The organism is Arthrobacter pascens (assembly GCF_030816475.1).
Classification (GTDB): Bacteria; Actinomycetota; Actinomycetes; order Actinomycetales; family Micrococcaceae; genus Arthrobacter; species Arthrobacter pascens_B.
Genome location: NZ_JAUSXF010000001.1, coordinates 1,126,137 through 1,144,092, shown reverse-complemented (window position 1 = coordinate 1,144,092; position 17,956 = coordinate 1,126,137). Strand labels below are relative to the sequence as shown.

16 protein-coding genes and 1 pseudogene are annotated in these 17,956 nt (G+C 64.3%); 5 read left to right on the top strand and 12 right to left on the bottom strand.

What is annotated here, in order from left to right:
• Positions 1–45 precede the first annotated feature (45 nt).
• Both betA and QFZ40_RS05330 read right to left on the bottom strand, forming a co-directional pair.
• On the bottom strand, positions 46–1,758 hold the full coding sequence (gene betA / locus QFZ40_RS05335) for a choline dehydrogenase (RefSeq protein ID WP_306903248.1): 1,713 nt from the start codon (positions 1,756–1,758) through the stop codon (positions 46–48).
• Positions 1,759–2,123: 365 nt separating this feature from the next.
• Positions 2,124–2,717, bottom strand: a complete 594-nt coding sequence (locus QFZ40_RS05330; RefSeq protein WP_306903246.1) for a TetR/AcrR family transcriptional regulator — start codon at positions 2,715–2,717, stop codon at positions 2,124–2,126.
• 573 nt (positions 2,718–3,290) lie between these two features.
• Here QFZ40_RS05330 and QFZ40_RS05325 point away from each other — a divergent pair.
• A pseudogene (locus QFZ40_RS05325) lies at positions 3,291–3,452 on the top strand (site-specific integrase); the annotation flags it as partial.
• 192 nt (positions 3,453–3,644) lie between these two features.
• On the opposite strand, the gene ychF reads toward QFZ40_RS05325, so the two are convergent.
• A complete protein-coding gene (ychF, locus tag QFZ40_RS05320; protein ID WP_306903245.1) occupies positions 3,645–4,730 on the bottom strand; it encodes a redox-regulated ATPase YchF in 1,086 nt (361 codons plus the stop codon).
• A 131-nt stretch (positions 4,731–4,861) separates the two neighbouring features.
• Between ychF and QFZ40_RS05315 the strand changes: the two genes are divergently transcribed.
• Complete coding sequence (locus QFZ40_RS05315; protein ID WP_306903244.1) at positions 4,862–6,082, top strand: DNA recombination protein RmuC; 1,221 nt, start codon at positions 4,862–4,864, stop codon at positions 6,080–6,082.
• 6 nt (positions 6,083–6,088) lie between these two features.
• Here QFZ40_RS05315 and QFZ40_RS05310 read toward each other — a convergent pair whose 3' ends face one another.
• Complete coding sequence (locus tag QFZ40_RS05310) at positions 6,089–7,168, bottom strand: 4-hydroxy-3-methylbut-2-enyl diphosphate reductase (RefSeq protein WP_306903243.1); 1,080 nt, start codon at positions 7,166–7,168, stop codon at positions 6,089–6,091.
• 9 nt (positions 7,169–7,177) lie between these two features.
• Positions 7,178–8,029 (bottom strand): hypothetical protein, encoded by an 852-nt coding sequence (locus QFZ40_RS05305; protein WP_306903242.1) that lies wholly within the window; start codon positions 8,027–8,029, stop codon positions 7,178–7,180.
• Positions 8,030–8,225: 196 nt separating this feature from the next.
• Here QFZ40_RS05305 and xseA point away from each other — a divergent pair, with 196 nt between their 5' ends.
• Positions 8,226–9,539, top strand: a complete 1,314-nt coding sequence (gene xseA, locus QFZ40_RS05300) for an exodeoxyribonuclease VII large subunit (protein ID WP_306903241.1) — start codon at positions 8,226–8,228, stop codon at positions 9,537–9,539.
• Positions 9,532–9,750, top strand: a complete 219-nt coding sequence (locus tag QFZ40_RS05295; RefSeq protein ID WP_306903240.1) for an exodeoxyribonuclease VII small subunit — start codon at positions 9,532–9,534, stop codon at positions 9,748–9,750. The genes xseA and QFZ40_RS05295 overlap by 8 nt, the downstream gene beginning before the upstream one ends.
• 77 nt (positions 9,751–9,827) lie before the next feature.
• Here the strand turns inward: QFZ40_RS05295 and QFZ40_RS05290 are convergent, their stop codons facing one another.
• From QFZ40_RS05290 to QFZ40_RS05265, 6 genes are all read right to left on the bottom strand, one after another.
• Positions 9,828–10,682: a polyphosphate kinase 2 family protein gene (locus QFZ40_RS05290; RefSeq protein ID WP_306903239.1), complete on the bottom strand. Its 855-nt coding sequence runs from the start codon at positions 10,680–10,682 to the stop codon at positions 9,828–9,830.
• A gap of 49 nt (positions 10,683–10,731) precedes the next feature.
• Positions 10,732–11,952 carry a pyridoxal phosphate-dependent aminotransferase gene (locus tag QFZ40_RS05285; protein ID WP_306903238.1) on the bottom strand — a complete coding sequence of 407 codons (1,221 nt, stop codon included), beginning with the start codon at positions 11,950–11,952 and terminating at the stop codon, positions 10,732–10,734.
• 173 nt (positions 11,953–12,125) lie between these two features.
• The gene (locus QFZ40_RS05280) at positions 12,126–13,085 is read right to left on the bottom strand and encodes an ABC transporter substrate-binding protein (protein ID WP_306903237.1); all 960 of its coding nucleotides are present in this window, start codon (positions 13,083–13,085) and stop codon (positions 12,126–12,128) included.
• A complete protein-coding gene (locus tag QFZ40_RS05275; RefSeq protein ID WP_306903236.1) occupies positions 13,082–13,828 on the bottom strand; it encodes an ABC transporter permease in 747 nt (248 codons plus the stop codon). Before QFZ40_RS05275 ends, QFZ40_RS05280 begins: the two co-directional genes overlap by 4 nt.
• Positions 13,825–14,535, bottom strand: a complete 711-nt coding sequence (locus tag QFZ40_RS05270; protein WP_306903235.1) for an ABC transporter permease — start codon at positions 14,533–14,535, stop codon at positions 13,825–13,827. The genes QFZ40_RS05275 and QFZ40_RS05270 overlap by 4 nt, the downstream gene beginning before the upstream one ends.
• A complete protein-coding gene (locus tag QFZ40_RS05265) occupies positions 14,535–15,632 on the bottom strand; it encodes an ABC transporter ATP-binding protein (RefSeq protein ID WP_306906826.1) in 1,098 nt (365 codons plus the stop codon). The genes QFZ40_RS05270 and QFZ40_RS05265 overlap by 1 nt, the downstream gene beginning before the upstream one ends.
• Before the next feature lie 229 nt (positions 15,633–15,861).
• On the opposite strand from QFZ40_RS05265, the gene QFZ40_RS05260 reads away from it, so the two are divergent.
• On the top strand, positions 15,862–16,890 hold the full coding sequence (locus QFZ40_RS05260; RefSeq protein ID WP_306903233.1) for a pirin family protein: 1,029 nt from the start codon (positions 15,862–15,864) through the stop codon (positions 16,888–16,890).
• A gap of 59 nt (positions 16,891–16,949) precedes the next feature.
• On the opposite strand, the gene QFZ40_RS05255 is transcribed toward QFZ40_RS05260, so the two are convergent.
• Entirely contained in the window at positions 16,950–17,954 is a 1,005-nt protein-coding gene (locus QFZ40_RS05255; protein ID WP_373427393.1) for an N-acetylglucosamine kinase, read from the bottom strand.
• Positions 17,955–17,956: the final 2 nt, after the last annotated feature.

Below are 17,956 nucleotides of genomic sequence, written 5' to 3'. Positions count from 1 at the left end.
GGGGGTGTGGTGCGCGGTCCAGGGAGTCCTTTATATCCAACATGCCTAGACCTTCCCGGCCGCTGCAACCGTAAGGGGGGCGCCGTTACGCTCCAGCGGACTAAGGCCGTGCCGGTAGAACTCTGTGTGCTGCGGCGCGAGCGGCGTCTTGCCGGCGATCAGGTCGACGGCCTTTTCGGCGAGCATCATCACCGGGGCGTAGATGTTGCCGTTGGTGACATACGGCATCGCGGAGGCGTCCACCACGCGGAGGCCGCTGGTGCCGTGCACGGTCATGTCCAGAGGGTTGACGACGGCCATCGGGTCTGAGTCCGGGCCCATCTTCGCCGTGCAGGACGGGTGCAGCGCCGTCTCGGCGTCGCGCGCGACCCAGCTGAGGATTTCGGCGTCGGTCTGTACGGCCCGGCCGGGCGAAAGTTCGCCACCATTGAAGGGAAGCATGGCGGACTGGCCGAGAATGTCGCGGGCCACGTGGATGGCCTCCACCCATTCCCGGCGGTCCTGGTCCGTAGAGAGGTAGTTGAAAACCATGGACGGGTGGACGGTTGGGTCGGTGGACTTGATCTTGAGAGTACCGCGGGCATCGGAGTACATGGGGCCGATATGCACCTGGTAGCCGTGCTTGGCATCCGCCTTCTGGCCGTCGTAGCGGACCGCGACCGGCAGGAAGTGGAACATCAGGTTCGGGTATGCAACGTCCTCGTTGGAGCGGACGAAGCCGCCGCCTTCGAAGTGGTTGGTGGCAGCCGGGCCCTTCCGGCCCAGCAGCCATTGCAGGCCGATGAGCGGGTAGCGCCACAGGTCCAGATTCGGCTGCATGGAGACCGGCTGGGTGCAGGCGTGCTGGATGTAGACCTCGAGGTGGTCCTGGAGGTTCTCGCCGACGCCGGGCAGCTGCACGACCGAATTGATGCCGAGGGAGTTCAGGTGTGCAGCGTCGCCGATGCCGCTGAGCTGCAGCAGTTGCGGGGTGTTGATGGAACCACCGGCCAGGATGACTTCGCCCGCGTTCACCTGGTGGGTCTGTCCGTTGCGGCGGTAGGTGACCCCGGTGGCCACGTTGCCCTTGAAGTTGACCTTGGTGACCATGGCCCGGGTCAGGACACTCAGGTTCTTCCGGCCCCGGTTGGGCCGCAGGTAGGCACGGGACGCGGAGAGCCGCTGGCCCTTGTGGACGTTGCGGTCGAACGGGGCGAAGCCCTCCTGTCGGTAGCCGTTGACGTCGTCCGTCAGCGGGTAGCCGGCCTCCTGGGCGGCGGAGAAGAAGGCCTGGAACAGCGGGTTGGTGGCCGGGCCGCGCTCCAGCACGAGCGGGCCGTCATGCCCGCGGAGCTCATCGTCCGGGTCGGCGGCCAGCGCGTTTTCCATCCGATTGAAGTACGGCAGGCAGTGCGCGAAGTCCCAGGTTTCCATGCCGGCGTCGGCGCCCCAGCGCTCGTAGTCGAGCGGGTTACCACGCTGGAAGATCATGCCGTTGATGGAGCTTGAGCCGCCCAGGACCTTGCCGCGGGCGTGTGCCACGCGCCGTCCGCCCATGTAAGGCTCCGGGTCCGACTCATAGCGCCAGTCGTAGAGCGGGTTGCCGCTGGGGAAGGTCAGTGCGGCGGGCATCTGGATAAACAGGTCCCAGGGATAGTCGCTACGTCCGGCCTCGAGAACCAGGACGCTGCTGTTGCCTCCGTCGCTCAGCCGGTCGGCAAGCACCGAACCCGCGCTGCCGCCCCCGACGATGACGTAGTCGTAAATGGTTTTTGTCATGCTGCAAACTCTCCTTTTACCCGGTGCCGGTCAGTGGCCCAGGGCGGGTCGTCGTTCTTCCGAAAGCGAAAGGCTGACCGTGTTAGCCGGAGAATCCGCGGTATCCCCTAGTGTGGCATAGGTCATATCCAAGGAGAGTAGTGCAGGTTGAACAAGCGTTCAATAGGGATACTGGACAAACGTTCAAATATTTATCGCGACGAAACATCCTGGTAGCGGTGGAGCGCGAAAACAAGCATCGAAGCGTTCCATATGTCGTGCTTCTGCACGAATGTGACGTGGAGTGAACGGCGTCTCAAAGGGCGGCATTCCGAGATGCGGCCACGTGCGGCCACGGAGGAGCAAGAGGTGTTCCATCCCATCCGTTAGGCGGCGAAGGCGATCTTTTCGGTTCGGACGATGCTCCGCCGGATGGACTCCTTGTCCACGCCAAGGAGCGCGGTCAACCACATCCCGTTCTGTACAACGACGATGTCCGCCGCCCGCTCCTTGCATTCCTTGCCGGACAGCTCCGGTTTGGCATTCCCGATCAGGGCTGCGAGTCCGTCCAGGTACCGGTCGAACGCGGCCGCGTTGATAAGAGCGAAGCCTTCATCAGCCCTTGCCAGCGCCCACAGGTGAAGGCGCAAGGAAAGGTACCGCGTGGTCAAAAGTTCCGGGCGCGCAACCCGCCGGAGGGCATTCTGGAGCTGCTCGTCAGGAGGCAATGCCGGATCCGGGGCAACCAGCGCGAGGTCGTGTTCGTCGACGCTGTGCAGCACCGCGCGGATCAGGCTCGATTTGTCCTCGTAGTAGTAGTTGACCAGCCCAAGTGCGACGCCGGCCTCGCGGGCCACTGCGCGCATGTTCACTCCCGAGATCCCGTGGCGCGACAACAGCTCCACCGCAGCCTCAAGAATGCGTGACTGCCGGTCAACCTTCTCGCCCTGTTCGCGGGAGCTCACGGTGCTTGTATCCACCCGGCCAGAATATGGGGAAACCGGCCTCGCTGCACCTCGCCCTGCCTGCTGGTGAAATTTATGTAGCGCACCGCTTGGGCGGACGGGCAGCGCACAGAATCCACCGTTTTATTGCGTGGCGGCCAAGGCGTTGTTCTAGTATCGAGGACCGTCGCGAAGCCTCCCGCATATTCTTGGCGCATGAGCCCGTTGCCTCTCCAACCAGATCCCTATGACTCGCCTGACTTGCTCTCACCGGGAAATTGGCCGGACAGAATCGTCTGACATTACACCAATGCGGCTGGCATGGCAGGGATCATCCGGGAGAATGTTCTCTGGGCCAGCTCGACAGGGGTTCATGAACGACCGTCACGAGATGCGCACCGGTGCAGAGCTACTCAGGAGTCTTCTGAACCAGCACAAAGGTCTTGAACGCCTACCCGCCCCGAGACAAAACAGGGTCAGTGATATCCCGGGCCAAGCCGCCTTCACGACGGCTCTTCCGGGTGAGCGCCTGGCCGTCATTGCCGGTGTCCTCGCCGCGGGTTCATTCACCGGCAAGCTGATCTCCCCCGACATACACGGCGCGGAGCAGTGGCTTTTCATTGGCAACGCCGGGGGCTGCCGCATCAAAATACCACCGGCTACTGGTGGCGAAAGACAGTACAGGATGCAGGGCTCTCCGAAGTGCAGCTCCATGATCTGCGTCACTTTTTCGCCTCGGGCCTGATCGCTGCTGGGTGCGATGTTGTGACCGTGCAAAGGGCACTGGGCCATGCCAAGGCCACCACCACCCTGAACACTTATTCGCACCTTTGGCCGACGGCCGAAGACCGCACCAAGGTCCGCTGCCGAGGCCATGATCGAAGGAAGCTCTCGGGGTTCCTGCGGACTCCCTGCGGACTGGCGGGGCGCGATCCCCCAGTTTCTAAGGGAAAACGGGCCCTTCTACACGTTGAAGCGGAACTCCACCACGTCGCCGTCTGCCATGACGTATTCCTTGCCCTCGATGCGCACCTTGCCGCGGGACTTGGCCTCGGCCATGGATCCCGCGTCAATCAGGTCCTTGAAGGAAACCACTTCGGCCTTGATGAAGCCGCGCTGGAAGTCCGTGTGAATGACACCGGCGGCCTGCGGAGCGGTGTCGCCCTGGTGGATGGTCCACGCGCGTGTTTCCTTGGGCCCGGCGGTGAGGTAGGTCTGCAACCCCAGCGTGTGGAACCCCACACGGGCCAGCTGGTCCAGGCCTGACTCGTCCTGGCCATTCATTTCCAGCATTTCCCGGGCTTCTTCCTCGTCCAGCTCGACGAGGTCGGATTCGAGCTTGGCATCGAGGAAGACTGCATCCGCGGGGGCAACCATGGCCCGCAGCTCTTCCTGCTTTTCCGGGCTCCCCAGGATGGCTTCGTCAGCGTTGAAGACATAGATGAACGGCTTGGCCGTGAGCAGGCTGAGCTCTTTGAGGTGTTCCATTTCCAGCTTGTCGCTTTTGATGGAAGCGAAGATTGTGTCGCCGCGCTCGAGGACCGCCTGCGCAGCCTTGATCGCCGCCAGTTCCGCGGCTTCCCGCTTCTTGATCTTGACTTCTTTTTCGATCCGGGGAATGGCGTTTTCGATGGTCTGCAGGTCAGCCAGGATCAGCTCGGTGTTGATGGTTTCCATGTCCGAGCGGGGATCCACCTTGCCGTCAACGTGGATCACGTCGGGGTCATCGAACACCCGGACTACCTGCGCAATGGCCTCGGCTTCGCGGATGTTGGCAAGGAACTTGTTGCCTAGGCCTTCGCCCTCCGATGCGCCCTTAACGATTCCGGCGATGTCCACGAAGGATACCGGAGCCGGCAGCAGGCGCTGCGAGCCGAAGATCTCCGCGAGCTGCTTCAGCCGCGGATCCGGCAGGTTCACGACGCCGACATTGGGCTCGATCGTGGCGAACGGGTAGTTCGCTGCGAGCACCTGGTTGCGGGTCAGTGCGTTGAAGAGAGTTGATTTGCCGACGTTGGGCAGTCCGACGATGCCAATAGTAAGAGCCACGAGCATTGATTCTACCCGCAGCAGGCTACGAAGCCTTCAGCGGCTGTGATCGGAGGGGCCCTTCCTGAAATTGTCGCCCGGGCAAATTGTCGCTCCGGCAAATTGTCACAGGGGCATGCCAGAGTGAGGATATGGATGCTTTCGCCGTGATTCTTGCCCTGTTGACGCTGCTGCTAGGTGCGCTTGTAGGCGCCGCTGTCATGTACTTTTCCTTGCGCACGCGCAGTCATGCCCTCGAAGAGGATTTCGACGCCGTCTCATCGCGCCTTTCCGAGGTCAGTGCACAGTACGCGGCCGCCGACGCCGAGCGCCGGCTGCTCGCCTCGCAGAACCGCGAGCTGGGCGAGTCCCGCAGCCAGGACGGGAACGTGCTCCGGGCCTTGGCTCCCGTGGCGGAAAAACTGACAGCCGTCCAGCAGCAGGTCGCGCTGCTGGAACGCGACAGGCTGGAACAGTACGGGCAGCTTGCCCAGCAGCTGCAGGAGGCGAGATTGTCGGATGAGCAGCTGATCCGTTCCACGCATGCCCTGGAATCCGCGCTCCGCTCCAACAGCGCCCGCGGGCAATGGGGGGAAGTCCAGCTGCGCCGCGTGGTGGAGGCTTCCGGCATGCTGCGCCACGTGGATTTCCTGGAACAGGTCCACAGCGGCGGCGGCGATTCAGCAGTCCGCCCCGACCTGGTAGTGCAGCTGCCGGGTGAAAAGCAGTTGGTTGTAGATGCCAAGGTGCCGTTGTCCTCCTACCTTGAGGCCCAGGAACTCGGCTCCCGCGAGCCCGGGCGCGGTTCGTCGAACGCTGGCCTGGCTCAGGGGCCCCAGCAGGCGCTGCTGGCCGCCCACGCCAAAGCACTCCGTGCGCACGTCGATTCCCTCAGCACCAAGAAGTACTGGGACATCCCCGGCAACTCCCCTGAGCTGGTGATCTGCTTCCTCCCGGCGGAATCAATTCTGGCCGCGGCCCTGATGGCTGATGCGACTCTCCTGGACCATGCATTGTCCCGGAACGTGGTCCTTGCCTCACCCAGCACGTTGCTGGCCGTACTCAAATCCGTCGCGTTCACATGGCGGCAGGATGTGCTCACGGACAGCGCCCGTGAGCTGTTCGACCTTGCCCGGCAGCTGTACGAGCGCATGGGCACCCTGGGCGAGAACGTGAGCAAGCTGGGTTCGTCCCTGAAGTCATCGGTGGACCGGTACAACTCCATGGTGGGCACGCTGGAGGCACGGATCCTGCCGACCGCCCGGAAACTCAATGCCCTGGACGAGTCAGGCCTGGTGACTCCCGCCGCAGTGGAGGTGACACCGCGTTCCCTGGCTGCGCCAGAGTTTCATGAACGTGAAACTGCGGCCTGAGGAGGGCTAGCTGCGGGGCCGGCGTCCGCCCAGTGCACGGCTGACGTCGCCGGCCTCCTTAAGGGTTGCCCGCAGCTCCTTCGGAAGCGAGAAAAGCAGGTCCTCTTCCGCTGTAACGACTTCTTCCACGGTGCCGTAGCCGTAATCCGCCAGCAGCCGCAGCACGTCCTTGACCAGCACTTCGGGGACTGACGCCCCCGACGTGACGCCCACGGTCGCAACGCCTTCGAACCATGTCTCGTCCACTTCATTGGCGAAGTCCACGCGGTAGGAGGCTTTGGCGCCGTATTCGAGGGCGACTTCCACCAGGCGTACAGAGTTCGAGGAGTTGGCTGAACCCACCACGATGACAAGATCTGCTTGGGGGGAGATCTTCTTGATGGCCACCTGGCGGTTGGTGGTTGCATAGCAGATATCGTCGCTGGGCGGATCCTGCAGGGTGGGGAACCGTTCCTTCAACAGCCTGACCGTTTCCATGGTCTCGTCGACGCTAAGGGTGGTCTGCGACAGCCAGATGACTTTCTCCGGATCCCTGACTGTGACCTTATCCACCTCGTGGGGTCCGTTGATGATCTGGATGTGTTCCGGAGCTTCACCGGCCGTTCCTTCAACTTCCTCATGCCCGTCGTGGCCGATCAGCAGAATGTCGAAGTCATCCTTGGCGAAACGGACGGCTTCCTTGTGCACCTTCGTGACCAGAGGGCACGTCGCGTCAATGGTGCGCAGCCCACGGTCCTCAGCGGACTGGACGACGGCGGGCGATACGCCGTGCGCGGAGAAGATCACGAGGGCTCCTTCGGGAACCTCGTCGGTTTCATCGACGAAGATGGCCCCCTGTTCCTCAAGTGAGCTGACCACATGGACGTTGTGCACGATTTGCTTCCGCACATAAACCGGCGGGCCGTAGTGTTCAAGAGCCTTTTCCACGGCGATAACAGCCCTGTCCACACCGGCGCAATACCCGCGGGGAGCGGCCAGCAGGACCTTCTTGGGACCGGAAACCGGTGCGGCCGCGGCAACGTCCTCAGGGGAACGCCGCCTTCGCGGGACGGTCGGCATCGAAAGGGAAACTGCTGAGGAGGTCATTTATCCATGCTACCGGGTTGCTCGGCCGTGTCCCGGCGAGACAACCCGGATCACGATTCCCGCCACCAGCAGTGCCCCGCCGGTAATAGCGGTGGCCAGGATCCAGGACCTGAAGTTGTTGGAAGCCGCGCCGACGAATTCATTCTTGAACATGTCCGCCACCTCGTTGCCGCTCGCCGCACCAAGAACGGCGTCGCCGGCGAGCTGCGATCCGGCCGTCCACAAGCCAGCCAGCAGCAGGCCGGCAACACCGGCACTGAAGATGACAGCCCACCGGCGGCGGGCGGCAACCAATGCCAAAGCGAATGCGGCCCCCGCTGCAATGGCCAGGCTGTATCCCATGGGGGCGTAGGCGGCAACCCGTTCAATCAGCTGACGCTGACTGGACTGTCCGATGCTGATCAATGTCTGGTCCGGAGCGGCCAGGGGTAATCCGGACGTCTTTGAAATCTCCTGCACCCCCAATGCCACGAGTGGTGCCACGTCCAGCGTGAGCGACGTGGTGGAGTCCGCTTCGGGCGGCAAGGTGCGGGGGTCGGCAATGCTGAGCCGGTGGCTTTTGCGCAGCGTCTCCTCCCAGGCGGCCGGGTATCCGGGCAACCCTGACAATGACCTTGCCAACGCTTCCAGCACGGGCTTGACCATTCCGGCCAGGGCTTCGGGAGCGGCGCTGGTATCGATGGTTCCCACCGCGGCGGCAGCGAGCCGATGCTGGAACACCTCATCCTTGCCCAGCGGGGCGGCGAGTGCGACAAAGCCGTCCTCCTGCATGATATTGCGGTCAAGCCAGATCGCCGGAACAGCCACAGCGGACAGCAGTACGCCCAGGATGACGGCAATGGCAGAAACAAAAGTGCGCAAATCAGGTCCTTAGGGTTAGCGGCGGTGATGCCATCCTATGGGGGCGGCTGGAGAAGGAATGTCAGAGTCCAGTGGTACAGCTTATGGATAAGGTTGGATGAAGGCCGCTACGAATTCGCCACAACAACAAGTACCAGTGCAAGAACCAGTAAAGGAATGCCCATGCCCCGAGCCATTGCTTCCCCAGGGCGTGAGCATGTCTGAACCGGCGGCCCTTCCCGGGCCGGAAGCCACCACACTTCCCGCCACGGCGGCAGAAACTACACCCGACAACCCGTGGCCCCTGCAGCTCCTGTCCCAAAAACTGAAGGCCCATATCGACCGGACACCGTCGGCCTGGGTCGAAGGGCAGGTCATCGAGCTGAACAGGCGCGGTACGAACGCCTACCTGACCCTGCGCGACGTGGACGCAGAGGTATCCCTGCCGGCGTCTGTCTGGACCAAAATCCTCGAGCGGCAGAACATGCCTCTGGAGCGCGGCTCCCGTGTTGTCGCCTTGCTCAAGCCTGAGTTCTGGCTGAAGACCGGCCGACTGAATATGTTGGTCAGGGACATCCGCCCGGTGGGACTGGGCGACCTCCTGGCACGTATCGAACGGCTGCGCCAGGCGTTGTCCGCTGAGGGCCTTTTTGCCGATTCCCGGAAGAAGCCGTTGCCCCTGCTCCCCCACCGGATCGGCCTCATTACCGGCCGCGACTCGGATGCCAAGAAAGACGTCCTCCAGAACGCGGCGCTCCGCTGGCCCGCCGTCGAATTCGAGGTCCGCGAAGTGGCGGTTCAGGGCAACACGGCAGTGTCACAGATCATCCGGGCTCTTCGGGAACTCGACGAACGTCCGGATGTGGACGTCATCGTCATCGCCCGTGGTGGCGGCGCGCTTGAAGACCTTCTGCCGTTCAACAGCGAGGAGCTGATCCGCGCCGTCGCCGCCGCGGCGACGCCCGTCGTCAGCGCCATCGGGCACGAGGCGGACCGGCCCCTGCTCGATGACGTGGCAGACCTTCGGGCTTCCACCCCAACGGACGCAGGCAAACGGATCGTCCCGGAGGTCGCCGAGGAACTTGCCAACGTGCGCCAGGCCCGCGAGCAGTTGCGTCGCTGCATTGGCCGCCTGGTGGACCGGGAGGCCGACCGCCTGCTGTCCCTTCATTCCCGGCCCGTCATGGCCGCCCCGGAGGGCATGGTCACGGCACGGTCCGAAGACGTTGAACGCCTCCTGCGAAGGTCATCCGCCGCTGTCAGCTCCATCGTGGTGCGGGCAGCAGACCAGCTCGTCCACCTTCAGGCCCAGGTGCGGGCACTTTCACCGCAGAAAACCCTGGATCGCGGCTATGCGGTCGTTGAGCTCGCCGACGCCCGAGCGGCCGGAACTGACGTCCCGGCAGGGCATGCCGTGGTCCGGGATCCCAAAGAGGCGCCCTCCGGCACCCCTTTGTCGGTCCGTGTTGCCCGGGGCCGTTTCGGCGCCACATCCACCGGAAGCATCCAACAAGGAGAAACACATGGCTGAGACCAAGCCGGGTTCGGACATTGAGGCCCTGAGCTACGAGGAAGCCCGCGAGCAGCTCGTCGCGGTAGTGGGCAGGCTCGAGGCCGGAGGAGCCAGCCTGGAGGAATCCCTGGCGCTGTGGGAACGCGGGGAAGCCCTGGCCAAGCGCTGCGAAGAGTGGCTCGAGGGAGCCCGGAAGCGGCTCGCCGCCGCCCGCGACCAGCCCCTCTGACAGACAGCGCTGACCGGCCGCGGACTCCAAGCCGCCAAGCTGCCGACCCGCCATCCGCAGTTATTTCCGAGAAGCCCTCAGGACCTGGCCACCAGCTCGCGTTCGGTGGCGACGTCGAACTCGGCCTTGGGCCACTGAAGATCCAGGTCCGTCAGGGCACCCAGCACCAGCTGCTGCACGGCGATCCGGGCATACCACTTCTTGTTCGCCGGGATCACGTGCCAGGGCGCCGCCTCGCTGTTGGTCTCATCGAAGGCGGCCTGGAAGGCCGACATGTAGTCATCAAAGAAGGCGCGCTCGTCCAGGTCACCGTGACTGTATTTCCAGTGTTTGGCCGGGTTGTCCAGCCGTGCCAGGAGCCGGGACTTCTGCTCCTCACTGCTGATATAGAGCATGACCTTGATGATCTTCGTTCCCGATTCGGTCAGGCGTGACTCGAATTCGTTGATGGCCACATACCGCCGTTTGAGTTCCTCGGGGGTTGCCCAGCTGTGGACCCGGTGGATCAGGACATCCTCGTAGTGGGATCGGTCAAAAACGCCCACCATGCCTGCGGCCGGAACCTCCTTTTCGATCCGCCACAGGAAATCATAGGACTTCTCCTCGTCGGTAGGAGCCTTGAATGCCTTGAACTGGACACCCTGCGGGTCCATGGCGGACATCACATGGCTGACAATGCCGCCCTTGCCGGCGGTATCCATTGCCTGCAGGATCAACAGGATCCGCTTGGTCCCGCCGAAACGGGACTCGGCGAACAACTTTTCCTGAAGTTCTCCCAGTTTGCCGTCCAGATCAGCCAGGAGTGCCCGGCCGTCGGCTTTGTTCCCGCGGTAGCCCGGCGTCGAGTCAGGGTCGACGTCCGCCAGGGTAAAGCCTTGTCCGATCTTCAGCGTCTCGGATGGGTGCTGCTCGAACTGAACGACGGCGGCCATGAGGATCCTCTTCCCGAAGTGTGACGGGCCGGAGGCCCGTCACCACAGGCTAGTTCCCCTGGTACCGGCTAAGGAAGTCCCCCATGCGTCCGACTGCCTCTTCAATGTCCTTCACGTTAGGCAGCGTGACCATCCGGAAATGGTCCGGGCGTACCCAGTTGAAGGCACGGCCGTGGGAGACCAGGATCTTCTGTTCCCGGAGCAGGTCAAGAACAAATTTTTCGTCATCCCGGATGTTGTAGACCTCCGGGTCCAGGCGCGGAAAGAGGTAGAGGGCGCCACGGGCCTGCTGGGTGCTCACCCCGGGAATGGCGTTGAGCATGTCGTACGCCCTGTTGCGCTGTTCGAGCAGCCGGCCGCCGGGCAGGATGAGGTCGTTGATGCTCTGGTACCCGCCCAATGCCGTCTGGATGGCGTGCTGGGCAGGCACGTTGGCGCAGAGGCGCATGTTGGCGAGCAGGCTGATGCCTTCCAGGTAATCCGAGGCGTCCTTCTTGGGGCCGGAGATGGCCATCCAGCCGGCACGGTACCCGCAGACCCTGTAGGCCTTGGACAGGCCGCTGAAAGTCAGGCAAAGAACGTCGTCTCCGGTCAGCGCCGCGAGGTTGATGTGCACAGCGTCTTCGTAGAGGATCTTCTCGTAAATCTCGTCAGCGAAAAGCACCAGCCCGTGCTTCTCCGCGAGCGCCACAATTTTCTTCAGCGTCTCTTGGGGATACACGGCCCCGGTGGGGTTGTTCGGGTTGATCACCACAATTCCCTTGGTGCGGGGAGTGATCTTCGCTTCCATGTCTTCAAGGTCGGGTTGCCAGCCGGACTCCTCGTCGCAGAGGTAGTGCACCGGCTTCCCGCTGGCGAGGGCAACGGACGCAGTCCACAGCGGGTAGTCGGGCGTGGGAATCAGGACTTCGTCGCCGTCGTCGAGCAAGGCCATCAGGGACATCGTGATGAGTTCGCTGACGCCGTTGCCCAGGTAGATGTCATCCACATGGATGTTCTGGATTCCCCGCGTCTGGTAGTACTGCGAGACGGCCGTGCGGGCTGAAAAGATGCCGCGGGAGTCGCTGTAGCCCTGGGCGTGCGGCAGATGGCGGATCATATCCACCAGAATCGCGTCCGGCGCTTCGAATCCAAACGGCGCGGGGTTCCCGATGTTCAGTTTGAGGATGCGGTGACCCTCCGCCTCCATCTGCTGGGCTGCCTGAAGAATCGGTCCACGGATGTCGTAAAGGACGTTATGGAGCTTGGTGGACTGCTTGAATTCTGCCATCCATCAAATATGCCACAGGACGGATGTACTTCCGTTGAGACCTCGGACACAGCGCGGGCCGCACCATTCGTGCCGGCGGGGCTCGCGTAACAGGGCACGACGGCGGGTGCCGGACCCCCACAGTCCGGCGCCCGGCGTCGTCCATCAGGACAGCCGTCCATCAGGACAATCAACTACTTGACGATTCCCTTGTCCTTGAGCCAGGCGGCGGCCGCGTCCTTAGCGTTCTGCTTCTGGTCGCCGCTGACTGCACGGTTGAGATTTATCAGGTCGTCCGTGGTCAGGGCCCGCGACACTGCGTTGAGGGCGTCCTTGGCCTTGTCGGTCATGTTCGCCTTGTTGTACAGCGGGAGCACCTGCTGTGCCTTGAAATTGTTCTTCGGATCCTCCAGAACCACCAGGTCATTGTCAGCGATCGAAGGCGTGGTGGTGTAAATGTCGGCCACCTGCACGTCGTCGGTGAGAAGGGCCTGCAGGGTCAGGTTTCCGCCGCCGTCACTGAACGGCTTGAGTGCCTTGAGTTCGCAGCCGTACTTGTCTTTGAGGCCGGGGAAGCCGTAGGCGCGCGTTTCGAACGTGGCCGGGGCCGCCATGGTCAGGTCCTTGCACACCTTGGCCAGGTCCTGGATGGACTTCAGCTGGTACTTTTCGGCTGTCGCCTTGGTGACCACCATGGCGTCCTTGTCCTCGGCCTTGGCGGCTTCAAGGACGGCGAGTCCATCGGGAAGCTTTCCCGGCAGTGCTTTGTAGACATCGTCAGCCGATACTTCCGGGGCGTCCGGATTCACATACGACAGGAGGTTCCCGGAGTAGTCGGGCACCAGGTCGACGGAGCCGTCCTGGACGGCCTTGAAGTAGATTTCCCGGGATCCGATATTCGGCTTGGTGGTTGCCGTGATGCCCGCAGCGTTCAAGGCCCCGGCATAGATCTCGGCGATGACCTGGCTTTCCGGGAAATCCGCCGAGCCGACGGTGAGCGCTTTGCCTTGGCCGCTGCCGTTTCCGGCGCTCGTGCTGGGCTTGGCGAGCGGGTCGCTGCCGCCGCAGGCCGAAAGAGCGACGGCGATGCCTATGCAGGCGGCCAGGCCTGCCACGCTCCGCCGGGTCACGGTTGTCCGAACATGGTTCTTCATGTATTGCCTCCTTGGACAGCAGCTGGCGCCGGTGCGACAGCTGTGAGATCGGTGGTGGCCTTCCGGCCACCGGGGGTTTCAGGCGAAAGGCCGGGCGAAAGAAGCAACCGCTGCACCCCGGCCAGGACGAGGTCCACTGCAATGGCAAGCCCGGCAATCAGCAGCGAACCGGCAAGCATGCGCGGGAAGTCCTGCAATACCAGGCCGTCAAAAAGATACCGGCCCAGGCCCCCCAGCGGCAGGTAGGCCACCACGGACACTGTGGCGATGATTTGAAGGACGGCAGTGCGGATACCGCCGAACATGACCTGAAGGCCGTTGGGCAGTTCGACGTCGAACAGTACCTGCAGCTCGGTCATGCCCATGGCCCGCGCGGCGTCCACTACGTCGCGGTCCACACTGGAGATGCCGGCGTACGTCCCGGCGAGCAACGGCGGCACGGTAAGGATCACCAGGGCCCAGACCGGCGGCGTGAGACCGCTGCCGGCAATCAGCGCGAAGAGAACCAGGAGGCCCAGGGTTGGCAGGGCCCGCAGCGCGCCCGCGACGCCTACGGCAACAACCCGGCCGCGGCCGGTGTGCCCGATGTACAGCCCTAGCGGTATGGCGATGGCGGCAGCAATCACCAGCACCAGTCCGCTGTACTCCAGGTGTTCCAGCAGGCGGACGGGGATTCCGGATCTTCCGGTCCAGTGGGCGGGGTCCGCGATCCAGGCAAGCGTGTCCGTGAAGATGTTGCTCATGATCCGCCCCCCGCATGGACCCGGACATCAGCAACGATTCCTGCGCTGACCGCCGGTGAAGGGCCGGCGGCATCCGCTGCCCGGGTCCAGGGCGTCAGTAGCCGCTCCATCAGGACCAGCGCGGCGTCCATGACCAGGGCCAGCACCAGGATGGCCACGATCCCCACCACCACCTCGGTCACGAAAGTTCGCTGCAGGCCGTCCGTGAACAGCATGCCCAGGTTCCCGACCCCCAGCAATGCAGCCACGCTCACCAGCGAGATGTTGCTGACGGACACCACGCGGAGGCCGGCAAACAGCACCGGAAGGGAGAGCGGCAGGTCGACCTGGAGGAACCTGGGCCACGGCTTGTACCCCATCGCGACGGCGGCCTGGCGCAGTTCTTCGTCCACGGAATCGAACGCGTCCAGGGCGGCCCGGACCAGCAGGGCCACCGCGTAGATGGTCAGGGCGACGATCACGTTGAGCGGGTCAAGGATCCTGGTACCCAGCAGTGGAGGAAGGATGATGAACAGCGCCAGCGACGGGATGGTATAGAGCAGCGAACTGGCCGTGAGCACCACGGTACGGAGCGCGGGGCTGATCCGGGCCAGCTGGGCCAGCGGAATCGAGATCACCAGCCCAAGCACCATAGGTACGAGGGCAAGCACCATGTGCTGGCCGGCCCGCTCCAGGATCATCCCGCTGTTAGAGAGAATCCACTCCATCAGAGAGCGGCCTGCCTGAGCCGTCGGGCATCCTCGATGAGAGCCAGGACCTCCTGTGCCCGGATCACACCCAGAAGCCGGGCGTCGGAATCCACTGCAACGCCCAGACCGGACGGTGAAGATAGCGCCGCGTCCAGGGCACGGCGCAAAGTATCGCCGGGGCGGAAGAGGGAGCCGCCAGGGATGAGGTCACCGTCCGTCGCCGGATTTGCCCAGCCGAGGGGGCGCATGTCCGCGTCCACCACCAACTGCCACTCCGAGCCTGCCGGGTCCACGGAAAACCCGGAATCTCCGGCCGTGAGCGTGGGCACCGGGTGGATGGCCACGCCGTCGGACACCGTAAAGCCGAGGTGGCGGAAACCGCGGTCGCGGCCCACAAAGGACGCGACGAAGTCATTGGCCGGGGCCCGCAGGATCTCTTCGGGCGTGGCGTACTGCGCCAGCCGGCCGCCAAGCCCAAAAACCGCCACTTTGTCGCCCAGGATCGTGGCCTCATCGATGTCGTGCGTGACAAAGACGATGGTCTTGGCGAGGTCCTTCTGCAGCCTCAGCAGCTCCTGCTGGAGTTCCTCGCGGACCACAGGATCCACGGCGCTGAACGGTTCATCCATCAGGAGCACCGGAGGATCGGCGGCGAGTGCCCGGGCCACCCCTACGCGCTGCTGCTGTCCGCCGGACAGTTGCGACGGGTAGCGCCTCCCCAGCGCGGAAGCCAGGCCGACGACGTCGAGCAGTTCTTCCGCGCGCTTGCGGGCCTGTGCCTTCGGGACTCCGTTCAGGCGCGGAACCGTCGCGATGTTATCTAGCACGGAGCGGTGCGGCATCAGTCCGGAGGACTGCATCACATACCCCATCGACCGGCGCAGCTCGGCGGCCGGAACGGACGTGACGTCTTTACCCGCTACCGTGATGGCTCCTGAGGTGGGCTCCACCATGCGGTTGATCATCCGCAACGAGGTGGTTTTGCCGCAGCCGGACGGTCCTACGAAGACCGTGATCGACCCGTTGCCGATGGACATGGTCAACTGGTCCACGGCCGGATGCCCGCCCTGATACTGCTTGGTGACGCTCTTGAACTCAATCATGGCTTGGTCCATTTCCGGACGTACCTGTTCTCTCATTCGGCATTGGACTGGAGCGATCCGGTCATAAGCACACAGACCGGGACAACGGCCCCAATCCACCCCCAGCTTAACCAGTCAATGGACAAACCGGGCAAGGGACTCCCTACTGTAATGATTCGGAAACGTGCCCTGCGCGGATGGCGGCGGATCCAGCGCAGGCGTCTGCCGCTGATTCGGGACCAGGGCGGCTTAGAGTTGGATGGTGACCAACTTGGAAGTCTCTCCCCAGCAGGAAGTATGCCCGCCAGCCGGCCCCGGAGGAACCTCCGGCCCCTGCCTTCAGCTCTGGCCGGAACGGGAAGTTCCGCTGGGCGGCGTCCGCGCCATGAACGTCCAGCGCACGCTCCCCCAACGCGGACTTCCGACCATCGGTGCATGGTGTTTCCTGGACAGCTTTGGCCCTGACCGGACGGCCATGTCCGTCCTTCCCCACCCCCACATCGGCCTCCAGACGGTCACCTGGCCCCTGGCCGGGAACATCCGCCACCGGGACAGCGTGGGCAGCGACGTGGTGGTCCGCCCCGGTGAGTTGAACATCATGACGGCCGGGCACGGGGTCTCCCATTCGGAATTCGCTGTACTTCCACAGGCCGACGGCGGGGACTCGCTTCCGCTGCAGCGGGGACTTCAGCTCTGGGTGGCGCTTCCGGACGGCGAACGGCACCGCGAGCCGGCCTTCGAGCAGCACAGGGAACTGCCGTCGGTAACCGGTGAAGGCTTTACGGCAACTGTGATGGTGGGTGAATTCGCCGGTGCCGTGTCCCCCGCGACCATGTACTCGCCCATCATCGGAGCCGACATCTCCTGCTCGGGGCATGCCGTCCTGCCGCTTAACCATGATTTTGAACATGCCGTCCTGGTGCTCGACGGCGGGCTGGCGCTGGACGGGCAGGAAGTCCGGCCGGGACCGCTGGGCTATCTGGGTATTGGCCGCACATCGCTTGAGGTGCAGGCTTTGCCTGGCACGCGTTTCCTCCTCATCGGCGGGGAGCCGTTCCAGGAGGAACTGCTGATGTGGTGGAACTTCGTGGGCCGGTCCCACGACGAGGTGGAGCAGGCCCGGGAAGACTGGGAGGCCCAGGCCGGCCTGCCTGAGGCCGGGGCAAGCGCCGCCCGCTACGGTTTGGTCAAGGGGCACGGCCCCGAGGCCGGCTCCGAGGCCGGCCGCATACCCGCGCCTCCGATGCCGGCGGTCAGGCTGACCCCGCGGAAACGCGCCGCCAGTCCCTGATCCTGCCCCGGATCCGCGCCGGGCTGGCCTACCGCCGGGCTGGCCTACCCCCGGGCCGGTCAGCGCCGGGCCGTGTCCTGCTCCGCCACGAGCTGCAGCACGCCGAAGACCGGTTCCTGGTCCAGGACCCGGACGTCCGTAACGCCTGCGGCGCCAAGGTGCTTGCGGAACGCGTCCTGCAGCCCTGCCACGTTCATGCCCAGGCCGCCGCCCAGGATCACCGGGCCCTCTATGCCGAGCTTCCGCAATGTCTGGACCGCCAGGTCCGCAAGGTCGCTGCCGGCCTGATCCAACAGCTCCTGGCTCGCAACGTGGCCAGCGGCGGCGGCCTCCACGACATGGCGGGCCTGCTGCGCCCAGAAACGGCGGCCGGTGCCGGAGGAATGGAAAAGTGCAATCAGCCGGTTCGGGTCATCCACTCCGCACGAATCCAACAGCGCGGAGGTGAGCTGATCAACCGGGAGGCCCTGGTTCATCCTCCGCAGGCTATGCCGGACGGCTTCGCGCCCCAGCCAGTAGCCGCTGCCTTCGTCGCCCAGCAGGTAGCCCCAGCCGCCGGCACGCGCTTCGTCCCCTGCCTCATTCCTGCCCCAGGCGGCAGACCCGGTGCCTGCTATCACTGCCACGCCGGTGCTTGCCCCGCCCGCGGCGAGCAGCAGGCGGGAGTCGTGGACCACGGTGATCCTCGCCCCCGGCACGTGCGGCTCGATCAGGGCAGCCAGGGCCGCGGCGTCGTCGTCGGTATCTATGCCGCCGGAACCGGCATAGACCCTGGCCACGCCGCCGCCGGTGGGCGCAATCCGCGCAAACAACTCAGCGAGATGGGCAGCGGCCTCCTCACGGCTCACGTTCTGGACGTTTGAGCTTCCTGCCGAGGAATCCGCCACCGCAATGCCGTCCTCGAAGCGCACGCCGTGGGTCTTGGTGCCGCCGATGTCCAGGCCAATGATTGCTCCTGCCAGCGGGCCGGATCCTCGCTGGCCTTGCGGCTTTGCGTCAGGGACGTTAACGGAGTCGGGGACGTTGACGGACGAGGCTGCACGGGGTTGCTCGGGGTTGGTCACGT